This is a genomic window from Burkholderia sp. WSM2230 (assembly GCF_000472445.1).
Lineage (GTDB): Bacteria > Pseudomonadota > Gammaproteobacteria > Burkholderiales > Burkholderiaceae > Paraburkholderia.
On sequence record NZ_AXAJ01000015.1, the window covers coordinates 95,896 to 113,830 of the forward strand.

Genomic DNA, 17,935 nt, shown 5'->3' on the forward strand with positions numbered 1-17,935 from the left:
GATGGCGAGGCTCGTACATGTGGTCGGCGCGGGCCTCGCCGGCCTCGCCGCCGCCGTGCAGTTGCAGCGTCGCGGCGCTCAGGTCGTGTTGCATGAGGCGGCCGCGCAGGCCGGCGGCCGTTGCCGGTCGTATTACGACGAGAAGCTCGGCGCGACGATCGACAGCGGCAATCACCTGATCATGTCGGGCAATGCCGCCACGCTGAACTACCTGCGGGCGATCGGCTCGGCCGACGAACTGACGGGACCGGCGCTACCGGAATTCCCGTTCGTCGATCTCGCCACGCGCGCGCGCTGGACCGTGCGCATGTCGCCTGGGCGCCTGCCGTGGTGGATCTTCGATCCGGACATGCGTGTGCCGAATACCGGTCCGGGCGATTATCTGAACGTGGTGCCGCTGCTTTTCGCTAAGCCTGGCCGCAGTGTCGCGCAGACCATGCGTAGCAACGGGCCGCTGTGGGACCGCCTGCTCGCGCCGCTGTTTCGTGCCATGCTCAACGTGGAGCCGCGCGAGGCGTCGGCGGAATTGGCTGCGGCGACGGTGCGCGAGACGCTGTTTTCCGGGGGGCTGGCGACCCGAACGCTGGTCGCGCGGCACGGCCTCAGCAGCGCGTTCGTCGACCCGGCGTTGCGGCTGCTGCAACATGGCGGGGCGACTATCGAACTCGGTTCGCGGCTCGAAAAGCTGGTGTTTGGCGCAGGGGCGCAAGCTAACACAAACGCAATTTCCGGCCGCGTCGAGGCGCTTGATTTCGCGGGACGAAGCATTGCGCTCGACAGGAACCATGCCGTGGTCCTCGCCGTTGCGCCGGACGTTGCACAGACGCTTGTTCCCGGTGTGCGTGCGCCGACCCGCTTTACCGCGACGGTCAGTGTGCATTTCGCGGTCGAGCCGCCGTTCGGCCTCGCGCCCGTCACCGGCCTCGTCAATGGCACGGCGCAATGGCTGTTCGCATTCGATGGGCGCCTCGCTGCGACGGTCTATGGCGCTCAGGATCTGATCGACACGCCGGCCGACGAGCTCGCGGCACGCGTTTGGGCCGAGGTCGCTCTGGCCGCCAATCTGCCCGCCGCGCCGATGCCGATGTATCAGGTCGTCGTCGACAGAAACGCGACCTTCGCCGCGCTGCCGGACCAGGAAACGCTGCGTCCGGGCACGCGCACTCGCTGGAACAATCTGATGCTTGCGGGCGACTGGACGGCTACCGGCCTGCCCGCGACGATTGAAGGCGCGATCCGCTCCGGCCAGAAGGCCGCGGACACGCTGCTGAATCAACCGATGGAACGCTGATGAACGACCTATCTCAAGCTCATGTGCTGGCCGCCGCCATGCCTGAAACCACCGGCGAAACCGAGAGCGCGCCGGTTGCGGCGAACGCCGCAACCGCGACCACCGTGTCCCCGGACGCGTTTTCTCCCGCGCTCGACGCAGCCATCACGCGCGCGACCGACGCGATTCTCGCCGCGCAGAATGCGGACGGTCACTGGGTCTACGAACTCGAAGCGGACGCAACGATTCCCGCCGAGTATGTGCTGCTGGTCCACTACCTCGGCGAGACGCCGAACCTCGAACTGGAGCAGAAGATTGCGCGCTACTTGCGCCGCATCCAGTTGCCGGACGGCGGCTGGCCGCTTTTCACCGACGGCGCGCTGGACATCAGCGCAAGCGTGAAGGCGTACTTCGCGCTCAAGATGATTGGCGACGCCGTGGATGCCGAGCACATGGTCCGCGCGCGCGAGGCGATTCTTGCGCACGGCGGCGCCGAAGCCGTGAACGTGTTCACGCGCATTCTGCTGGCGCTCTTCGGCGTGGTGTCGTGGCGCGCGGTGCCGATGATGCCGGTCGAGATCATGTTGCTGCCGATGTGGTTTCCGTTCCATCTGTCGAAGGTGTCGTACTGGGCGCGAACGGTGATCGTGCCGCTGCTGGTGCTCAATGCAAAGCGTCCTCTGGCGCGCAATCCGCGCCGCGTGCGCATCGACGAACTGTTCCGCGGCGCGCCGGTGAACACGGGCATGCCGGCGCGCGCGCCGCATCAGCACGTCGGCTGGTTCCGCTTTTTCCGCGTCGTGGACACGGTGCTGCGCGCAGTGGACGGACTCTTTCCGAAAACCACGCGCGAGCGCGCGGTGCGCGAAGCGGTAGCCTTCGTCGATCAGCGGCTGAACGGCGAAGACGGCCTCGGCGCGATTTTCCCGGCCATGGCCAACTCGGTGATGATGTACGACGTGCTCGGCTATCCGGCCGATCATCCGAACCGGGCGATTGCGCGCCGCTCGATCGAAAAGCTGCTCGTCATCAAGGACGACGAAGCCTATTGCCAGCCGTGTCTGTCGCCGGTGTGGGACACGTCGCTTGCCGCGCACGCACTGCTCGAAACGGGCGAGGCGCGCGCCGAGCAGGCGGCGGAACGCGGCCTTGCGTGGCTGCGTCCGCTGCAGATTCTCGACGTGCGCGGCGACTGGATTTCGCGCCGGCCCAACGTGCGCCCTGGCGGCTGGGCCTTCCAGTACAACAACGCGTATTACCCCGACGTCGACGATACGGCGGTGGTCGCGATGGCCATGCATCGTTCGGAAGGCCTCACGCATTCGGGCCTGGACCGCGACGCGATTGCGCGGGCGCGCGAATGGGTCGTCGGCATGCAGAGCAGCGACGGCGGCTGGGGCGCGTTCGAGCCCGAGAACACGCAGTACTACCTGAACAACATTCCGTTCTCGGATCACGGCGCGCTGCTCGATCCGCCGACCGCGGACGTGTCGGGCCGTTGCCTGTCCATGCTCGCGCAACTCGGTGAACTGCCGCAGAACAGCGAACCGGCGCAACGCGCGCTCGACTACATGCTGAAGGAGCAGGAACCGGACGGCAGCTGGTACGGCCGGTGGGGCCTGAACTACATCTACGGCACGTGGACCGCGCTCTGTTCGCTGAACGCGGCCGGCATGCCGCACGACGACCCGCGCATCCGGCGCGCCGCCCAATGGCTTCTGTCGATCCAGAACGAAGACGGCGGCTGGGGCGAGGGCGGCGAGAGCTACAAGCTGGACTATCGCGGCTACGAGCGCGCCCCGAGTACGGCGTCGCAAACCGCATGGGCGCTGATGGGCCTGATGGCGGCGGGCGAGGTGGATAACGACGCGGTCGCGCGCGGCATCGACTATTTGCAGCGCGAACAGCGCGAGCACGGTCTGTGGGACGAAACGCGCTTTACGGCCACGGGTTTCCCGCGCGTGTTCTATCTGCGTTACCACGGCTATCGCAAGTTTTTCCCGCTGTGGGCGCTGGCGCGTTTCCGTCATTTGAAGCGGAACGGGCTGACGCGCGTCCCGGTAGGGATGTAACGGATGTTGCGTTCAACCGCGCCGTCCGCGGATGCCGGCTCCGGCAATCCGCCGGTGATTGTCGTGACGGGCATGGCCTTCGAGGCGCGCATCGCGCGCGGCGAAGGCGTCGAGGTGGTCTATGCCGCGCGGGCCGATCTGCTGGAACGTGCGCTGAGCGCGGCGGTGGTGCGCGGCTGCTCGGGCATCGTCAGCTTTGGGACGGCGGGCGGTCTCGCGCCGGATCTGGAGCCGGGCGCGCTGATCGTTGCCGATGCGGTCGCCGGTCCGTTCGGCCGCATTTCGACCGATGCGGCCTGGGCCGACCGGCTCGCCGCCGCGCTCACGCAAGGATCGCTTGCGTCGCGCCTGCAACGCGGGCCAATGGCCGCAGTCGCCGCCCCGCTCATGTCCGCTGACGACAAGCGTGCGCTCCATCGTTCGACGGGCGCCCTGGCTGTGGATATGGAGTCGCATCTGGCCGGCGCGATGGCCGCGGCGCGCGGCTTGCCGTTCGCCGTGTGCCGCGCGATCGTGGATCCGGCGTGGCGCACGTTGCCGTCCGCCGCGACCGCCGGACTGCGCGACGACGGCAGCACCGCGCTCGCGCCGATTCTGCGTGAATTGCTGCGGCAGCCGTCGCAGATAGGCGCGTTGATCCAGGTGGCCGTCGACGCTCGCGCGGCGCGTCTTTCGCTCGTGCAAGCGCGGCAGGCGCTCGGCGCTGCGCGGGCGCTGGATATGCGCGTCGCCTGACGCCTTCAGATCCCGTCGTCTGCGCTTGCTTGCAGCACACGCTTGCCAAACGCCGGGTCAGCTCTTCACCGTTGTCTGCGCACGCCTTTCAGCGTGCAGTTCTGGACCGGTGTCATTGCGCTGCCGGCACTGAAGCGGGTTGTTCGGTCCCGGCAGGCGCGGGCCGAGGACCTGGCGTCGCCGTGCCCGATGCTGAGGCGGCAGCCGGCGCAGCTGGCGCCGCCGTCGACCCGCTCGGCACGGAGCCCGCCGCACCGCTTGCCGGCGCCTCTTCGGGATCCGTGTAGTTGGGCACGCCCGCCGGCGCTCCTGGGGCGGCTCCAGACGCCGCATTCGGCGTCTCAGCCGTATCGCCCGGGTCCGCGTAATTCGGCAGCGCCGCCGGCGCGCCTGCCGCGGCGCCCTTAGCCGGAGAGGGCACGGCACCCGAGTCGCCCTGATCGTCGTATTCCGGAAGCGGCGCCGCGTTGTCGCCCGTGCCGCGCAGACGCGCCCGCCGTTGCTGCGTATAGGCATCGCGCACGAACGAGTACTTGTCCAACGCCGCCTGTTGCAGAAGATCCGTCGCGCCGAGCAGATCCGAGCGCACGCTCACGAACTGCAGCACGTACAGCGGATTACGCACTGCGGGCTCCATGTAGTTCAACGGATTGAACTTGACGTCCACCACCAGCCCCATGCTGTCACGCACGGTGCTCGGGCCGAAAAGCGGCAGCACGAGATACGGCCCCGACGGAATGCCCCAATGCCCAAGCGTCAGCCCGAAATCCTGATGATGCTTCGGCAAGCCGGCAGGCGTTGCCCAATCGAGCAGGCCGCCCAGACCAAAGGTCGAGTTAAACGCGAAGCGGACGATGTCCTCGGTTGCGTCGGTAATCTTGAGTTGCAGTAGCGCGTTCGCGGCGTTGCTGAGGTCGCCGAGATTCGAGAAAAAGTTGCTCACGGCTGTGCGCAGCGGCTGCGGCGTCACCTTTTGATAGCCCTTTGCAACGGGCACCGCGACGTAGCGGTCGAGGTTGTCGTTGAAGTTGAACACCGCCCGGTTCATCGGCTCCAGCGGGTCGCCGGGTTTGCGGTCGGGACCGGTCGCGCAGCCGGATATCAGGCCGGTGGCGGCAAGCGCCAGCGCAGTGGTACGCAGTTTCATGCTTATATTCCCTTGTACTTCGCGCGACGTGGGCGCGGCGTGCCCATCAGCACCGGTTGGAAAACCACTGCGCCAATGAGCGTGCAAAAGAGCGATAGCGCCAGCAGGCGGCCCATGCTGGACGTCCCCGGATGATGCGATAGCCACAGGCTGCCGAATGCCGTCGCCGTGGTCGCCGCGCTGAACAGCACGGCGTGCGTCAGGCTCGACTGCAACAGGCCGGTTTGTCCATTGCGCCACGCCATCACGAAGTAGATCTTGAAGGCCACGCCGACGCCGAGCATCAGCGGCAATGCGATGATATTCGCGAAGTTCAGCGGCATGCCGAAAACCACGCACAATTCCAGCGTGACGAGCGCCGACACCAGCAGCGGAACCAGCGTGCGCAACATGTCGCCGAGGCGCCGCAGCGCGACCCACAGCAGGATCGCGATGGACAGCAGCGACCAGCAGGCGGCCTGCAGGAACGCCTTGATGATGGTCTCTGCGGAATGAAGAATCGAGATCGGCCCGCCAATGGCGCCCGGCTCGGCCTTCTTCACGGCATGCGCGAAGCGTGCGAGCGCGACGTCGTCGTTTGGATCGGCGCCGGGCTTGACCTTCGGCGCGATGTCCACGAGCGCCCGGCCGTCCTTCGAGATCCAGCCCTTTGAGATTTCCTTCGGCAGATTGTCGCGTGTGATTTCGGTGGGCTGCAGCAGGTTTTCGAGTTGCTTGAGCGCGATGCGCAGCGGCTCGGACATCGCGGTTTCCGCGCGGTCGCGCGTGGCGGCGTCGGCGGCGGCGAGCTTTTGCAGCGTGACTGACAGGTGCTTCGCTTCGGCGGCGCCTGGTCCTGGGTGATCCTCGGCGGCGAGCGAAAGCTGGTTCGACGCGCGCTTGAGCGCCGCGACGCGCACTGCGTCCGTGGCCTGCGGTGCGGGCTGCTGTTGCAGCGCGGGCAGCAGTTGCTGCGCGGCGCTCGCGATCAGCATCATCTTCTGTTGCTGCTGCTGCGGAACAAAGGTGTCGAGGGTCGTGACCCGGCCGACTTCGGGCAACGCGCGCAAGCGCTCGGCCATGCGGTCCGCGTCGGCAAGCGAGGGCGCGAGCGCGTGCACGTTGTTCACCGCGGCCTCGGGCGAGTCCTTGAGCGAGAGCAGCGTGGCCATCGACTCCGTATGCGGATCTTTCAGATGCAGCGGGTTGAAGTCGAAGTGCAGGCGCGTAAGCAGCGGCGTGGCACCGATCACCACGATCAACGTGCCGATCAGCACGGGCTTGCGGTGGCGGGCCAGGAAGTCGTCGACGGGAGCAAGCTGCTTGAAGCCCGGCGAGGCTGGTTCGCCCGGCGGATTGAAGAGCTTCAGCAAGGCCGGCAGCAGCGTCATGTTGGTCAGATATGCGACGAACATGCCGACGCCGGCTATCTCGCCGAGCTCGGATACGCCGCGATACGCCGTCGGCAGAAACGAAAAGAAGCTCAGCGCGACCGCGACCGCGGCGAGCGTCAACGGCACGCCGATACTGTGCGCGGTATGGGCGAGTGCAGCGGACAGACGGTCGTCGCGATTGCGTTCCTCGCGATACTTGACGCCGAACTGCACGCCGAAGTCGACGCCGAGCCCGACGAACAGCACCATGAACGCGACCGAGATCATGTTCAACGCGCCGACCATCATGAGGCCGAGGGCCGCCGTAATCGCCAGCCCCACGAACAGCGTGATGAACACTGCCGCGATCATGCGGCCCGAGCGCAGCGCAAGCCACAGGATCACCAGCACGACGATGAAGGTGCCGATGCCGTTGAGCACCGCGCCGTCCTTGACCGACGCGAATTCTTCGTCGGCGAGCGGCTGTTCACCAGTCAATCGAACAGTTGCGCCGTAGCGAGAATCAAGATGCAGCGAAGCGGCCGTGTCGCGGATGCGCTGCGACGCCGCCGCGCCCGGCTCGAGCGCGTCGTAGTTCACGACGGGCTGCACGACCACGAACGCGCGCGCCGGATTGGTGGACGCGCTCTTGTCCACGAGCGCGCGCCACGAGAAAGCGGCGGGCTTACCGGCCAGCACCAGATCGAGCGTGTTCGCGCTTTGCGACAACAGCCGGCTCATGTCGGAGAGCTTCACCTGACCGATCTGCAGCGGCAGCAAAAGGCTCGTGGTGAGCGTGCCGGCAAGTCCTGTGAGGCTCGGGTCGTGCGCGAGCGTGTTCACGAGCGGCCGCGACTGCACGAGCTGCGACGTGGTGGACATGACTTCTTCCGTCGACGGAAACAGCAGGCCGTTGTGTTCGAAGAACGGCCCGCCGGCGGGCTGCGAGACCGCGACGAATTCCTTGGGCTCGGCCTTGAGGGCGGCTGTCAGCGCATTCGCGGCGGCGTCGGCGAACTCGGGCGCGCGTGCCTCGACGACCACCAGCACAGTCTCGCCGCGGTCGGGGAAAGCCTGGTCCATCGCATGCTCAAGCGTGGACCATTCCTTGTCCGTTTCGATGAGACGGCTGATGTCCGTGTTGATCTTGAAGTGATGCGCGACATAGATCACGCTCAGAACGGCGAGCACGATCGACAGTGCGATGATCCGCAACGGATGACGCACCGAATAGGCGACGAGGCGAACGATAGATGACTTCAGCATGTAGGCGGAGCTGGCCTTATCACGGGTGGCATTTTGACGAAAGTGCACAAGTATACAGAGCCGGAGCGATCCGGACCGCATTCGGCAGCAATGCGTGCTGGCGGCGCGCACTTGCAACGGCGCGCTGAGGATGCGGGGCGGACCATCGCCGTAGCAAATGCGGCTCCCGGACCCGCGGGTGCATGGACCGGCGCAGTGGGGCGGGAACGCAATGTCGGTATACTGGTCTATCCAGCTTTCACCTTCGGCTTGCTTCCTGGTTGCCCCGTGATTGTTAGCCGGTGGTGCACACTCTTTTCAGGTTCCCTGAGCGTATGAAACGTTATCTGTCTGCTTTTCTGGCCGCGGCTGTAGTGTCAACGGCTGCGTTTGCGCAAAGCGCGCCCGACGCGGTGGTAAAAAGTGCTGTGGAAGGCACGGTTTCGGCAATGAAGGCCGATCCGCAGGCCCGCGGCGGCGACATGTCGAAGATCACGCAACTGGTCGAGACGCGCTTCGTGCCGGCAACGGACTTTCAACGCACCACGCGTATCGCAGTCGGCAAGGCGTGGAGCACAGCGACTCCCGAACAGCAGAAGCAGCTTTACGACCAGTTCACGCTACTGCTCGTGCGCACTTATGCTTCGTCGCTTTCGCAGTTGCGCGACCAGGACGTGAAGTTCAAGTTCTTGCCGGCCAATGTGCCCGGCGGCGCGAAAGACGTCGTGGTGCAGTCGCATGTAATCAGCAATGGCGGCGACGACGCCATCGACTACCGGCTCACCAAGGGACCGTCCGGCTGGAAGATCTACGACATCAACATGATGGGCGCGTGGCTGATCCAGGTGTATCAGACGCAATTCGCCGATCAACTGTCGAAGGGCGGGGTCGACGGCCTGATCAAGTTCCTGACCGCGCATAACGCGCGCAGCGCGGGGTGATCTAAAGCGGGAGGCGTGTGCGTAAGCCTTCCGCGCTTCAAACGAAATGCGCAAGAAAAAAGCGCGGCGGCCTGTAAAGCCACCGCGCTTTTTTTGCATCATGCAGCGCGAATCAACAAGCGGCTGACGCGGCCCCACGTAGACGCAGGCCGCGTCGCCTGAACGCTTAGTGCGCAGCCGTAGCGGTTTGCACCTTGTTGCCCTTGCCCGCCACCTTGATCTCTTCCAGCTTGATCTCGACGTGGCGCGAGAACACGTATTCAGCCGGGCGCTGTTTGTCCAGCGGGATGTCCTTGGCGAAAGCGCCGGTGGTCTTCGGGCCGCGCATGCTGACCTTCAGTGCCTTCAGCGGATGCGCGACCGTATCCATCACGGCCGTGGCTTCGAAGCCGCAATGAACCATGCAGTCGGCGCACTTTTCGTAGTTGCCGGTGCCGTACTTGTCCCAGTCCGTGGTTTCCATCAGTTCCTTGAAGGTCTTCACGTAACCTTCGCCGACCAGATAGCACGGCTTCTGCCAGCCAAACACCGTGCGCGCCGGGTTGCCCCACGGCGTGCATTCGTACGTCTGGTTGCCGGCGAGGAAGTCGAGGAACATGGCCGACTGGCTGAACGACCAGTTCTTGCCGTTGTTGCCGCGCTTGAAGATCTCGCGGAACAGATGCTTGGTCTTGTCACGGTTCAGGAAGTGCTGCTGGTCCGGCGCACGCTCATACGCATAGCCCGGCGAGACGGTGATGCCGTCCACGCCCATCGGCCCGACCGTGTCGAAGAAGGCGGCCACGCGCTCCGGCACCGCGTCGTTGAACAGCGTGCAATTGATGTTCACGCGGAAGCCGCGGCGCTTCGCTTCCTTGATGGCGGCGACGGCCTTGTCGTACACGCCGTCTTGCGACACCGAATGGTCGTGCATCTGCTGATCGCCATCCAGGTGGACCGACCAGACGAAGTACGGATTCGGCTCGTAGTCGTCCATCTTCTTTTCCATCAGCAGCGCATTCGTGCACAGGTACACGAACTTCTTGCGCGCGATGATGCCTTTGACGATCTGCGGCATTTCCTTGTGCAGGAGCGGCTCGCCGCCTGCAATGGAGACCACCGGCGCGCCGCATTCGTCGACGGCGCCAAGGCATTCTTCCAGCGACAGACGCTGATTCAGGATGGGGTCCGGATAGTCGATCTTGCCGCAGCCATTGCAGGCGAGATTGCAGCGGAACAGCGGCTCCAGCATCAGTGCGAGTGGGTAGCGTTTGTTGCCGGACAAGTGCTGACGCATGATGTATGCGCCGACCCGGACTTTCTGTAGCAGCGGAATAGACAAGACGTCCTCCTTAAACTTCGCGCGCGGCGAGTGGTTGCATCAGTTTCGATGGCAACTTGAATTCGACTTTCTCTTCACGGCCCGCCATCGTCGTGACGTCGACGGGCCCCATTGCGCTCAGCGCATCGATTACGTTTTTGACCATTTCTTCGGGCGCCGAGGCACCCGCCGTGATGCCGATGGTCTGCGCATTCGCAAACCATTCAGGCTTCACTTCCGAACCGTCGGCGACGAGATAGCTCGCCACGCCGCTTTCGCTGCCAATTTCGCGCAGCCGGTTCGAGTTCGAACTATTGGTTGCGCCGACCACCAGCAGCACATCGACCTGCTTGCTCAACTCGCGCACCGCGGCCTGGCGGTTTTGCGTCGCATAGCAGATGTCGCGCGTATCCGGCCCGACGATGTCGGTGAAGCGACGCAGCAGCGCGTCGATAATGCCACGGGTGTCGTCCACGGAAAGCGTGGTCTGCGTGACATAGGCGAGCGGCGTGTCGACCGGCAGGTTCAGATGCTCGACCTCGGCTTCGCTTTGCACCAGCAGCACTTTGCCTGGAATCTGGCCGATCGTGCCTTCCACTTCCGGATGCCCGGCGTGGCCGATCAGGATCAGCGTGCGCCCGGCGGCCACGTACTGGCGGCCCTGCACGTGTACTTTGGTGACGAGCGGGCAGGTCGCGTCGAGCACGTCGAGCCCGCGGGCTTGCGCGTCGCGCTCGACCGTTTGAGCGACGCCATGCGCGCTGAAAATCGCTACGGCGCCGTGCGGCACTTCATCGAGTTCCTCGACGAAACGCGCGCCTTTCTGGCGCAGATTGTCGACCACGTGACGATTGTGGACAATTTCGTGGCGCACGTACACGGGCGCGCCGTGCTGCTGCAGCGCCCGATCGACAATCTCGATTGCACGAACAACGCCCGCGCAAAAACCGCGGGGTTGGGCAAGGATGACTCGCATAAGTTGGCGGACTCCGACTGACGCGGGTTTCGAGGAAGCCGGAAATTCTGACTTTATCGCCGCGACGATCTAATTAATTAACGTCTTGAGCTCCGGCGACGTGCCGGTAAGGAAAACCAAACGCGCATTCTAACGCTATCGGGCCAGCTTTGCTTTGGCGGGGCCGCCGCAGTGTTGGGCGGACGCGGCACTAGTGGCGGACGCGCCGGCAATTGGTGCGGCAATAATTGCACGCTGCACCGCTTTGGCGGAACCCTTAAACTACGGCGTCCCGCGGAGCGCTTCGCGCCCGCGTCGAAAATAATTCCGGCGCTTGCCGGAAACAGAGGTGACGATTAATGGGCTTGGTGCCGGTAATTCTGTTTTTTCTCTCCTGTTTGTCCTTGCTGATCTGGGCGGTGCTGCTGTTCGCGCGCGGCGGTTTCTGGCGCGCGCGGCCGGCCGCGCCGCTTGCGCTCGCCCCGCGCGCCGCGTGGCCCGCGGTGGCTGCGGTCGTGCCTGCCCGCAATGAAGTCGATGTGATCGCGCAAGCCGTCACGTCGCTGCTCGAGCAGGACTATCGCGGCGACTTCCACGTGATCGTGGTCGACGACCACAGCACGGACGGCACCGCCGACGCGGCCCGCGCCGCCGCATTGCAGCTGCAGTGCCCCGACCGCTTGACCGTGCTGAGCGCGAAGCCGCTGCCGCCCGGATGGTCCGGCAAGGTGTGGGCGCAGTCGCAAGGCATCGACGCAGTGCGCACGCTGGGCTTGCCAGCCGACTTTCTGTTGCTGACGGACGCCGATATTGGCCATCCGTCGGACGCCGTCACGCAGCTCGTTGCCCGCGCCGACGCAGAAAATCGCGATCTCGTCTCGCTGATGGTGCGCCTGCGCTGCGACTCGTTCTGGGAAAAGGCGCTGATCCCGGCCTTCGTGTTCTTCTTCGCCAAGCTGTATCCGTTCGCGTGGGTCAATGATCCGCGCAACCGGACGGCGGCTGCGGCCGGCGGCTGCATGCTCGTGCGCCGCAGCGCGCTGGAGGAAGCGGGCGGGATCGAATCGATCCGCGCCGAACTGATCGACGACTGCAGTCTCGCGGCGCGCATCAAGCATCGCGGTACTGGGCGGCATGCAATCCGGCTCGATGTGGCGGCGCGCAGCGTGTCGCTGCGTCCTTACGACAACTGGCGCGAAATCTGGAACATGATTGCGCGCACGGCATTCACGCAACTGCATTATTCGCCGATGCTGCTTGCGGGCACGCTCGCCGGCATGACCGTTATCTACCTCGTGCCGCCGGTCGCCGCGCTGGTGCTCGGCCCGACGGGCTGGCCTGCATGGCTGGCCTGGGCGGCCATGTGCTGCGCCTATGCGCCAATGCTGAGCTATTACCGCCGCTCGCCGCTGTGGGCGCCGTTTCTGCCGCTCGTCGCGCTGTTTTATGTGGGCGCGACTTTCGCGTCGGCGGTGCGGTATTGGCGAGGCAAGGGCGGGCAGTGGAAGGCGCGGGTTCAGGCGCCTGTGCAGGAACGTTGACGAAAAAACGGCGCAATTTGCGCCGTTTCTCGTTTAGCCCTTGGTGAGCATCATATAAAGCTGAATCACCATATCCGGCGAGAAAGTGAACGGCACCCAGCCGTGACCCGTATGGCGCATGACCAGCAGACGGTCGCCGTTCGACTGCTTCTGCACGGCCATGACCGGATTTTTAGTCGACACGAAACGCCAGCCCGGCGGAATGCCCGGCGGCGGTTCCGGCGTCATGGAGGCGCGCGCGTTCGAAAGTTCTTCGATCAGTTGGCCAATCTGCTCCGGCCGCAGCGCGACGGTCTGACCGCCGATCGTCATGGTGATTTCGTTCTGCGCGGGGCGATTGATTTCGAGCGTGGGCAGAGCCGCGGGTTCAGCGGGCTTTGCCGCGGCTTCATTGCCCGTGGCTTCGCTGGCTGCGGCCTCATCTTCAGCCGCTAGCGCGTTTCCTACCGCGGCAGCAGCGTGTTCCGCCGCCGCCTGTTGCGGAGTGCTTTCGTTGCGTGTCTCGGGGATGTTCTGGGCCTGCGGGGCCACGACAGCCTGAATGAGCTGATCGACGCCCACTTCCAGCGCGCCGAGCTGTTCGTGAAGATTCATGCGAGGTTTCTCTGGTAAGACCCACGATTTTAACTGCTGCGCGTAGGCTTTTACCTTTCGCAATCACAGCGACGTTGTAACAAAATGCGTGCGCTAAGGCTGCACATAGCCCGCGTGCCGGAACCATTCGAGCGCATCGCTCAAACCCTCGCGGTACGGACGCGCCCGGTAGCCCAGTTCGCGCTCGGCCTTCGCGGAACTGAAGTACATCTTGTTCTTCGACATCTTCAGACCGTCGACGGTGACGAACGGTTCGCGCTTCGTGAACCTGGCGACCGCTTCCGCGCCCATCGCAACAGGGTAAAGCGGCCAACGCGGCAAGCTGACGGTGGGCGCCTTGCGGCCGGTGAGCGCCGCGATGTCCGCAAGCATCTGCTGCAGCGGCAGATTTTCGCCGCCGAGAATATAGCGTTCGCCGATCTTGCCGCGCTCCAGCGCGAGAAAGTGCCCGGCCGCGACGTCGTCTACATGCACGAGATTCAGGCCGGTATCGACGAACGCGGGAATCTTGCCGAGCGCTGCCTCGACGATGATGCGCCCCGTCGGCGTCGGCTTGACGTCGCGCGGGCCAATCGGCGTGGACGGATTGACGATGACGGCCGGCAAGCCGTCCTCCGCAATCATGCGCTCCACGGCGCGCTCGGCCAGCACTTTGCTGCGCTTGTACACGCCGATAGCCTGATCGGCCTTCAGCGGCGATGTCTCATCGGCCGAGCTGCCCGAACTCGTGACCTTGAGCGTGGCCACGCTGCTGGTGTACACGATCCGTTCGACGCCTTCCTTCAACGCGGCGCGCATGGTCGCCTCGGTGCCTTCGAGATTCGAGCGCTCGATCTCGCTCGGGTCCGGCGCCCACAGCCGGTAATCCGCGGCGACGTGCAGCAGATAGCGCACGCCGCGCAGCGCGTTGCGCATTGACGCTTCGTCGCGCATATCGCCCACGACGATTTCCGCGTCGAGCGACTCGACGTTTTGCCGTGGACTGGTGGCGCGCACCAGCACCCGCACCTTGAAGCCCTTCTGTTGCGCGATGCGCGCGACCGACGAGCCGACGAAGCCGGATGCGCCGGTCACGAGCACGAGATCGCGATTCTGTTCGGTCATTCTGTTTCCGTTTCCTGCGTGACAGTCGGGGGATTGTACGTGGCGCGCGGGGCCGATGTCGGGGATCGCGCGATATGGCCGATGCCGCGGTCCATCAAGCGCCGCGCGGGCGACAACGCCAGAGGTCGCCATGCAGGCTCGCCGCGACCCGACTAGAATGCCGGCTTGAAAGATTGCGAGGAGAGAACGGCATGGCCCCGGATCTGGATGAGCGGATCGAAACGTATTACGTGCGCGTGCGCGGCACCGTGCAGGGCGTCGGCTTTCGTCACGCGACCGTGCGCCAGGCGCACGCGCTCGGCATCAAGGGATGGGTGGCGAATCTCGACGACGGCTCCGTCGAAGCCGTGTTGCAGGGCGCGGCCAATCAGGTAGACCGGATGCTGTCGTGGCTGCGGCACGGCCCGCCGGCTGCGCGCGTGACCGAGGTGACCGGCGAAGAGCGCGCGACCGAAAAGCGCTACGAGCGTTTCGAGCAGCATTGAGCGGTGCGCGAGCGCGGTGAACCGAAAGCTCGTCGTCAGACGCTCGGCAAGACCGCGTTGAGTTTTGTTGAGACTCAATGGCGGCACGTGTGACGTCAGGAAGCGCCGCGTGACTTGGGCGTCGGCGCGCCGCTGACGCCCTGACGCCCTGACGCCCCTTCGCGCCGCTCCTTCGCGCCGCCGACTCGAAAACCGCCGCGCCAAGACCGTCCGGCTCCAAGAAAGCCTCCGACGCTCAGCGCGCCACCAACAGGCTTTCCGCGAATCCCCACTCGCTTTCCACCCACTGGTGACTGCACGCGAAGCCCGCGTCGTCAGCGATGGCGGGCATTTCGTCCGCGCGATATTTGTGGCTGCTCTCGGTCCAGATCGTCTCACCCGCTTGCAGCGATACGGTCAGTTTCGCGGCAGCCACATGTACGGTGATGTCGCGCTTCGCACGCAAATGCATCTCGATGCTGCGCGCGTCCGGATTGAAGCGCGCGACGTGCTCGAACGCGTCGAGCGGAAAATCGCCGCCCAGTTCGCGATTGATGCGCGCAAGCAGGTTCAGATTGAACGATGCCGTCACGCCGATCGCGTCGTCGTAAGCGGCGATCAGGACCGGCGTCGGCTTGATGAGGTCGGTGCCGAGCAGCAGCGCATCGCCGGGCGCGAGCATGTTGCGGATATCGCGCAGAAAACGCGTGGCTGCGAGTCTGCCGAAATTGCCGATCGTACTGCCAAGGAAAAGTACCAGTAACCGCTCGCCGTCTGCGCGCTTCTTGCTGACTTCCGCGAGACCGGCCAGATAGTCGCGCTCGTAACCCACAATCGAAATGCGCTCGATGTCGCCCAGCTCGCGCCTGCACAACTGCAACGCGGTGCGCGAAATTTCAATCGGGCAGTAAGAAGTGGGGCGCTTTTTACACAGTGCTTCGAGAATGCGCCGGGTTTTCCGGCCACTGCCGCTGCCGAGTTCGGCGACCGTCACATCGTGCGGCAGATGCTCGACGATGTCGACCGCGTGCTTCGCGAGCAGCCGCTCTTCGGCCCGCGTCACGCCATATTCGGGCAGCACGGTGATCACTTCGAACAACGCAGAGCCGACTTCGTCGTACAGATACTTGGAGGGCAGCTCTTTCTGCGGCGTATGCGTGAGGCCGGCGCGGACGTCGGCGGCGAAAGCTGAGCGTAGGTCGGGCGATGCGTCGTGCGAGAGGGCTGGCTGGGTCATGCTGGCTCCAGTAGTCACTTCGGTGAGCGGGATGGGTGTCCGGACGCCGGCACGCTCGATACAGATCGTTGCGTGCCGCAAAGGAAGCGGGTCCGGCAATGCCGGCCCGGCTTGTTGATGTTGCAAACGCTGCGGCAGATTCCGAAGCAAGATTCGCGCTTGAGCCGCGGAGTGCTGCGTTGCCGGTTAAGACGCGCGGCTTGTCTCGCGCGCGTGAAGTTATGTTCTAGTTCATCGACGCGAGATGTGCAGGATTAATTTGCCGCCGCCGTAATGCAGCTCTGGCGCAGCGCAGATGCAGCCGCACCAACGCGTGCGCATGCCGCGTCGGCAATCCGGCTAGAATGCGCGGCTTGCATCCTCAGATAAAACGACAAGACGCCGCGGATATGCGCGGCTCACGACCTTCATCTCAATGACAACAACCATATCGGGGCGCCGCCAGACCGCGCAGCGGGCCGCACCATGAACGAGTATTCGCCGAGGCGCGGCATTGCCTTGTCGGTTGGGGCGTCCGCGATGTTCGCGTTGCTCTCGGCGTATGCGACACTGCTCGCGCCGCTCAGCGGTCTGGACATCTTTGCCTGGCGCATTATGTGGACTGTGCCAGGCGCGCTGTTGCTAGTCGCGTTGCGCAAACGCATGCCGATTCTGCGGCAGCTTGTTTACCGAATGGTGACGCAGTCCGCGCTCGGCGTCGCGACGATTGCGGCCGCCGCGTTGCTCGGCATGCAGTTGTGGGTCTTTCTTTGGGCGCCGCTGCATGGGCGCATGCTCGAGGTGTCGCTCGGTTATTTCCTGCTGCCGCTCGCGATGGTGCTGGTTGGGCGCTTTTACTATCGTGAGCGCCTCGACCCGTTGCAGTGGGCAGCAGTGGTCTGCGCGGCCGTAGGCGTCGTCCATGAATTCTGGGTGACAGGCGCGTTCTCCTGGCCGACATTGCTGGTCGCGCTCGGGTATCCACCTTACTTCGTGTTGCGGCGCAAAATTCAATTCGATTCGCTCGCGGTCTTCACCGTCGAAATGATCCTGCTGCTGCCTGCCGCCGTGGCGTTCGTCGCGAGCGGCGGATCGCTGCCGCTTATTTCCGGACGCCTCGACATGTGGCTGCTGCTCTTGCCGGGCCTTGGCGCGTTGAGCACGCTGGCACTGGCTTCGTATCTGACTGCGAGCCGCCTGCTGCCGGTCGCGTTGTTTGGCATTCTCGGCTACGTCGAACCCGTCTTGCTCGTGCTGGTGTCGGTCACGCTGCTCGGCGAAACGTTGAGCGCCGCGCAATTGGCGACGTACGTACCGATCTGGATCGCAGTCGCACTGACAGCGCTGCACAGCTTGCGCTTCGTGCGTTTCGGGTGACGCAACCGGATGATGCAACCGGGTGACGCGACATGAGCTGCGCGGTCCGAGGCCGCGCGCTTTATCTGTGCGCGGCGGCGTTGTCCTCGTTGATGCGCGCCGGCCCTGCCTCGCGCTCTATCGCCTCACGCAATGCGGGCCGCCAGCCGATGCCGAACAACGCCTCGGCCAATACGAAGAGTGGCCCGATCAGAAGGCCGATCACATCGTCCACGAAAGCCGGTTTGCGATGTTCGTATGCAACGTGGCCGATAAACTGAAACACCCAGCCGATGACGAAGAGCCCCAGGCCCGTTGCAAGCCACACTAACGTGGACTGCGCCGCGATCCACTGGCCGAATGCGAGGCACAGCGCCGACACCGCGGCCATGATCGAACCGAGCGGCACATCGAGCACGAGGTAGTAGAGCGTGGCCGCGATGAACAACAGCCACGCCGGCGACAGCATCAATGGCGGCGCGGCGAGCGCGAAACCTGGACGGCTCAGCAGAACCGCCAGCGCCAGCACGATCAGCGGAATGCCGATGAAATGCGTGGCGATATTGCGCCGGTCGCGATGGTAAGCCGCATACTGCGTAAGCTGCTGCGTCAGCGTTCTCATGGATGCCGCTCCTCGGTCAAA

General features: G+C 64.8%; 15 protein-coding genes. 7 read left to right on the forward strand and 8 right to left on the reverse strand.

All coding sequences use genetic code 11. From position 1 onward, the window contains the following. Nucleotide 1: 1 nt before the first annotated feature. The 3 genes from hpnE to A3AC_RS0124215 are packed head-to-tail and all read left to right on the forward strand — an operon-like array spanning nucleotide 2 to nucleotide 4,077. Entirely contained in the window at nucleotides 2–1,291 is a 1,290-nt protein-coding gene (hpnE, locus tag A3AC_RS0124205; protein WP_025602047.1) for a hydroxysqualene dehydroxylase HpnE, read from the forward strand. Continuing rightward, complete coding sequence (shc, locus tag A3AC_RS0124210; RefSeq protein WP_025602048.1) at nucleotides 1,291–3,342, forward strand: squalene--hopene cyclase; 2,052 nt, start codon at nucleotides 1,291–1,293, stop codon at nucleotides 3,340–3,342. The genes hpnE and shc overlap by 1 nt, the downstream gene beginning before the upstream one ends. Nucleotides 3,343–3,345: 3 nt before the next feature. Continuing rightward, a complete protein-coding gene (locus A3AC_RS0124215; RefSeq protein WP_025602049.1) occupies nucleotides 3,346–4,077 on the forward strand; it encodes a phosphorylase in 732 nt (243 codons plus the stop codon). Nucleotides 4,078–4,189: 112 nt separating this feature from the next. On the opposite strand, the gene A3AC_RS0124220 is transcribed toward A3AC_RS0124215, so the two are convergent. Next, entirely contained in the window at nucleotides 4,190–5,224 is a 1,035-nt protein-coding gene (locus tag A3AC_RS0124220; protein WP_025602050.1) for an MlaA family lipoprotein, read from the reverse strand. Nucleotides 5,225–5,226: 2 nt separating this feature from the next. Beyond that, nucleotides 5,227–7,842 carry an MMPL family transporter gene (locus tag A3AC_RS0124225; RefSeq protein WP_025602051.1) on the reverse strand — a complete coding sequence of 872 codons (2,616 nt, stop codon included), beginning with the start codon at nucleotides 7,840–7,842 and terminating at the stop codon, nucleotides 5,227–5,229. Between the two features lie 314 nt (nucleotides 7,843–8,156). Here A3AC_RS0124225 and A3AC_RS0124230 point away from each other — a divergent pair, with 314 nt between their 5' ends. Beyond that, on the forward strand, nucleotides 8,157–8,762 hold the full coding sequence (locus tag A3AC_RS0124230) for an MlaC/ttg2D family ABC transporter substrate-binding protein (RefSeq protein WP_025602052.1): 606 nt from the start codon (nucleotides 8,157–8,159) through the stop codon (nucleotides 8,760–8,762). A gap of 166 nt (nucleotides 8,763–8,928) precedes the next feature. Here A3AC_RS0124230 and hpnH read toward each other — a convergent pair whose 3' ends face one another. Both hpnH and ispH read right to left on the reverse strand, forming a co-directional pair. Then, nucleotides 8,929–10,083: an adenosyl-hopene transferase HpnH gene (gene hpnH / locus A3AC_RS0124235; protein ID WP_025602053.1), complete on the reverse strand. Its 1,155-nt coding sequence runs from the start codon at nucleotides 10,081–10,083 to the stop codon at nucleotides 8,929–8,931. 10 nt (nucleotides 10,084–10,093) lie between these two features. Next, nucleotides 10,094–11,038, reverse strand: coding sequence for a 4-hydroxy-3-methylbut-2-enyl diphosphate reductase (ispH, locus tag A3AC_RS0124240; protein ID WP_025602054.1), 945 nt, complete (start codon nucleotides 11,036–11,038; stop codon nucleotides 10,094–10,096). Between the two features lie 338 nt (nucleotides 11,039–11,376). Here ispH and A3AC_RS0124245 point away from each other — a divergent pair, with 338 nt between their 5' ends. Next, nucleotides 11,377–12,558, forward strand: a complete 1,182-nt coding sequence (locus tag A3AC_RS0124245; RefSeq protein ID WP_035475765.1) for a glycosyltransferase — start codon at nucleotides 11,377–11,379, stop codon at nucleotides 12,556–12,558. A gap of 33 nt (nucleotides 12,559–12,591) precedes the next feature. On the opposite strand, the gene A3AC_RS0124250 is transcribed toward A3AC_RS0124245, so the two are convergent. Both A3AC_RS0124250 and hpnA read right to left on the reverse strand, forming a co-directional pair. Continuing rightward, entirely contained in the window at nucleotides 12,592–13,152 is a 561-nt protein-coding gene (locus tag A3AC_RS0124250) for a hypothetical protein (protein ID WP_025602056.1), read from the reverse strand. Between the two features lie 93 nt (nucleotides 13,153–13,245). Further along, nucleotides 13,246–14,256 (reverse strand): hopanoid-associated sugar epimerase, encoded by a 1,011-nt coding sequence (gene hpnA, locus A3AC_RS0124255; RefSeq protein WP_025602057.1) that lies wholly within the window; start codon nucleotides 14,254–14,256, stop codon nucleotides 13,246–13,248. A 191-nt stretch (nucleotides 14,257–14,447) separates the two neighbouring features. Here hpnA and A3AC_RS0124260 point away from each other — a divergent pair, with 191 nt between their 5' ends. Then, entirely contained in the window at nucleotides 14,448–14,741 is a 294-nt protein-coding gene (locus A3AC_RS0124260) for an acylphosphatase (protein WP_013591239.1), read from the forward strand. A gap of 235 nt (nucleotides 14,742–14,976) precedes the next feature. On the opposite strand, the gene egtD is transcribed toward A3AC_RS0124260, so the two are convergent. Further along, entirely contained in the window at nucleotides 14,977–15,957 is a 981-nt protein-coding gene (gene egtD / locus A3AC_RS0124265) for an L-histidine N(alpha)-methyltransferase (protein ID WP_025602058.1), read from the reverse strand. 465 nt (nucleotides 15,958–16,422) lie between these two features. Between egtD and rarD the strand changes: the two genes are divergently transcribed. Then, on the forward strand, nucleotides 16,423–17,313 hold the full coding sequence (gene rarD, locus A3AC_RS0124270) for an EamA family transporter RarD (RefSeq protein WP_025602059.1): 891 nt from the start codon (nucleotides 16,423–16,425) through the stop codon (nucleotides 17,311–17,313). A gap of 61 nt (nucleotides 17,314–17,374) precedes the next feature. On the opposite strand, the gene A3AC_RS0124275 is transcribed toward rarD, so the two are convergent. Continuing rightward, on the reverse strand, nucleotides 17,375–17,914 hold the full coding sequence (locus tag A3AC_RS0124275; RefSeq protein WP_025602060.1) for an Mpo1 family 2-hydroxy fatty acid dioxygenase: 540 nt from the start codon (nucleotides 17,912–17,914) through the stop codon (nucleotides 17,375–17,377). Nucleotides 17,915–17,935: the final 21 nt, after the last annotated feature.

What these genes read in the sequence shown, in the direction of transcription:
- shc (WP_025602048.1), top strand. Translation starts at nt 1,291, where the DNA reads ATGAACGACCTATCTCAAGCTCATGTGCTGGCCGCCGCCATGCCTGAA.
- hpnA (WP_025602057.1), bottom strand. Translation starts at nt 14,256, where the DNA reads ATGACCGAACAGAATCGCGATCTCGTGCTCGTGACCGGCGCATCCGGC.
- hpnE (WP_025602047.1), top strand. Translation starts at nt 2, where the DNA reads ATGGCGAGGCTCGTACATGTGGTCGGCGCGGGCCTCGCCGGCCTCGCC.
- rarD (WP_025602059.1), top strand. Translation starts at nt 16,423, where the DNA reads ATGAACGAGTATTCGCCGAGGCGCGGCATTGCCTTGTCGGTTGGGGCG.
- A3AC_RS0124245 (WP_035475765.1), top strand. Translation starts at nt 11,377, where the DNA reads ATGGGCTTGGTGCCGGTAATTCTGTTTTTTCTCTCCTGTTTGTCCTTG.
- A3AC_RS0124250 (WP_025602056.1), bottom strand. Translation starts at nt 13,152, where the DNA reads ATGAATCTTCACGAACAGCTCGGCGCGCTGGAAGTGGGCGTCGATCAG.
- A3AC_RS0124260 (WP_013591239.1), top strand. Translation starts at nt 14,448, where the DNA reads ATGGCCCCGGATCTGGATGAGCGGATCGAAACGTATTACGTGCGCGTG.
- A3AC_RS0124275 (WP_025602060.1), bottom strand. Translation starts at nt 17,914, where the DNA reads ATGAGAACGCTGACGCAGCAGCTTACGCAGTATGCGGCTTACCATCGC.
- ispH (WP_025602054.1), bottom strand. Translation starts at nt 11,038, where the DNA reads ATGCGAGTCATCCTTGCCCAACCCCGCGGTTTTTGCGCGGGCGTTGTT.
- egtD (WP_025602058.1), bottom strand. Translation starts at nt 15,957, where the DNA reads ATGACCCAGCCAGCCCTCTCGCACGACGCATCGCCCGACCTACGCTCA.
- A3AC_RS0124230 (WP_025602052.1), top strand. Translation starts at nt 8,157, where the DNA reads ATGAAACGTTATCTGTCTGCTTTTCTGGCCGCGGCTGTAGTGTCAACG.
- A3AC_RS0124225 (WP_025602051.1), bottom strand. Translation starts at nt 7,842, where the DNA reads ATGCTGAAGTCATCTATCGTTCGCCTCGTCGCCTATTCGGTGCGTCAT.
- A3AC_RS0124220 (WP_025602050.1), bottom strand. Translation starts at nt 5,224, where the DNA reads ATGAAACTGCGTACCACTGCGCTGGCGCTTGCCGCCACCGGCCTGATA.
- A3AC_RS0124215 (WP_025602049.1), top strand. Translation starts at nt 3,346, where the DNA reads ATGTTGCGTTCAACCGCGCCGTCCGCGGATGCCGGCTCCGGCAATCCG.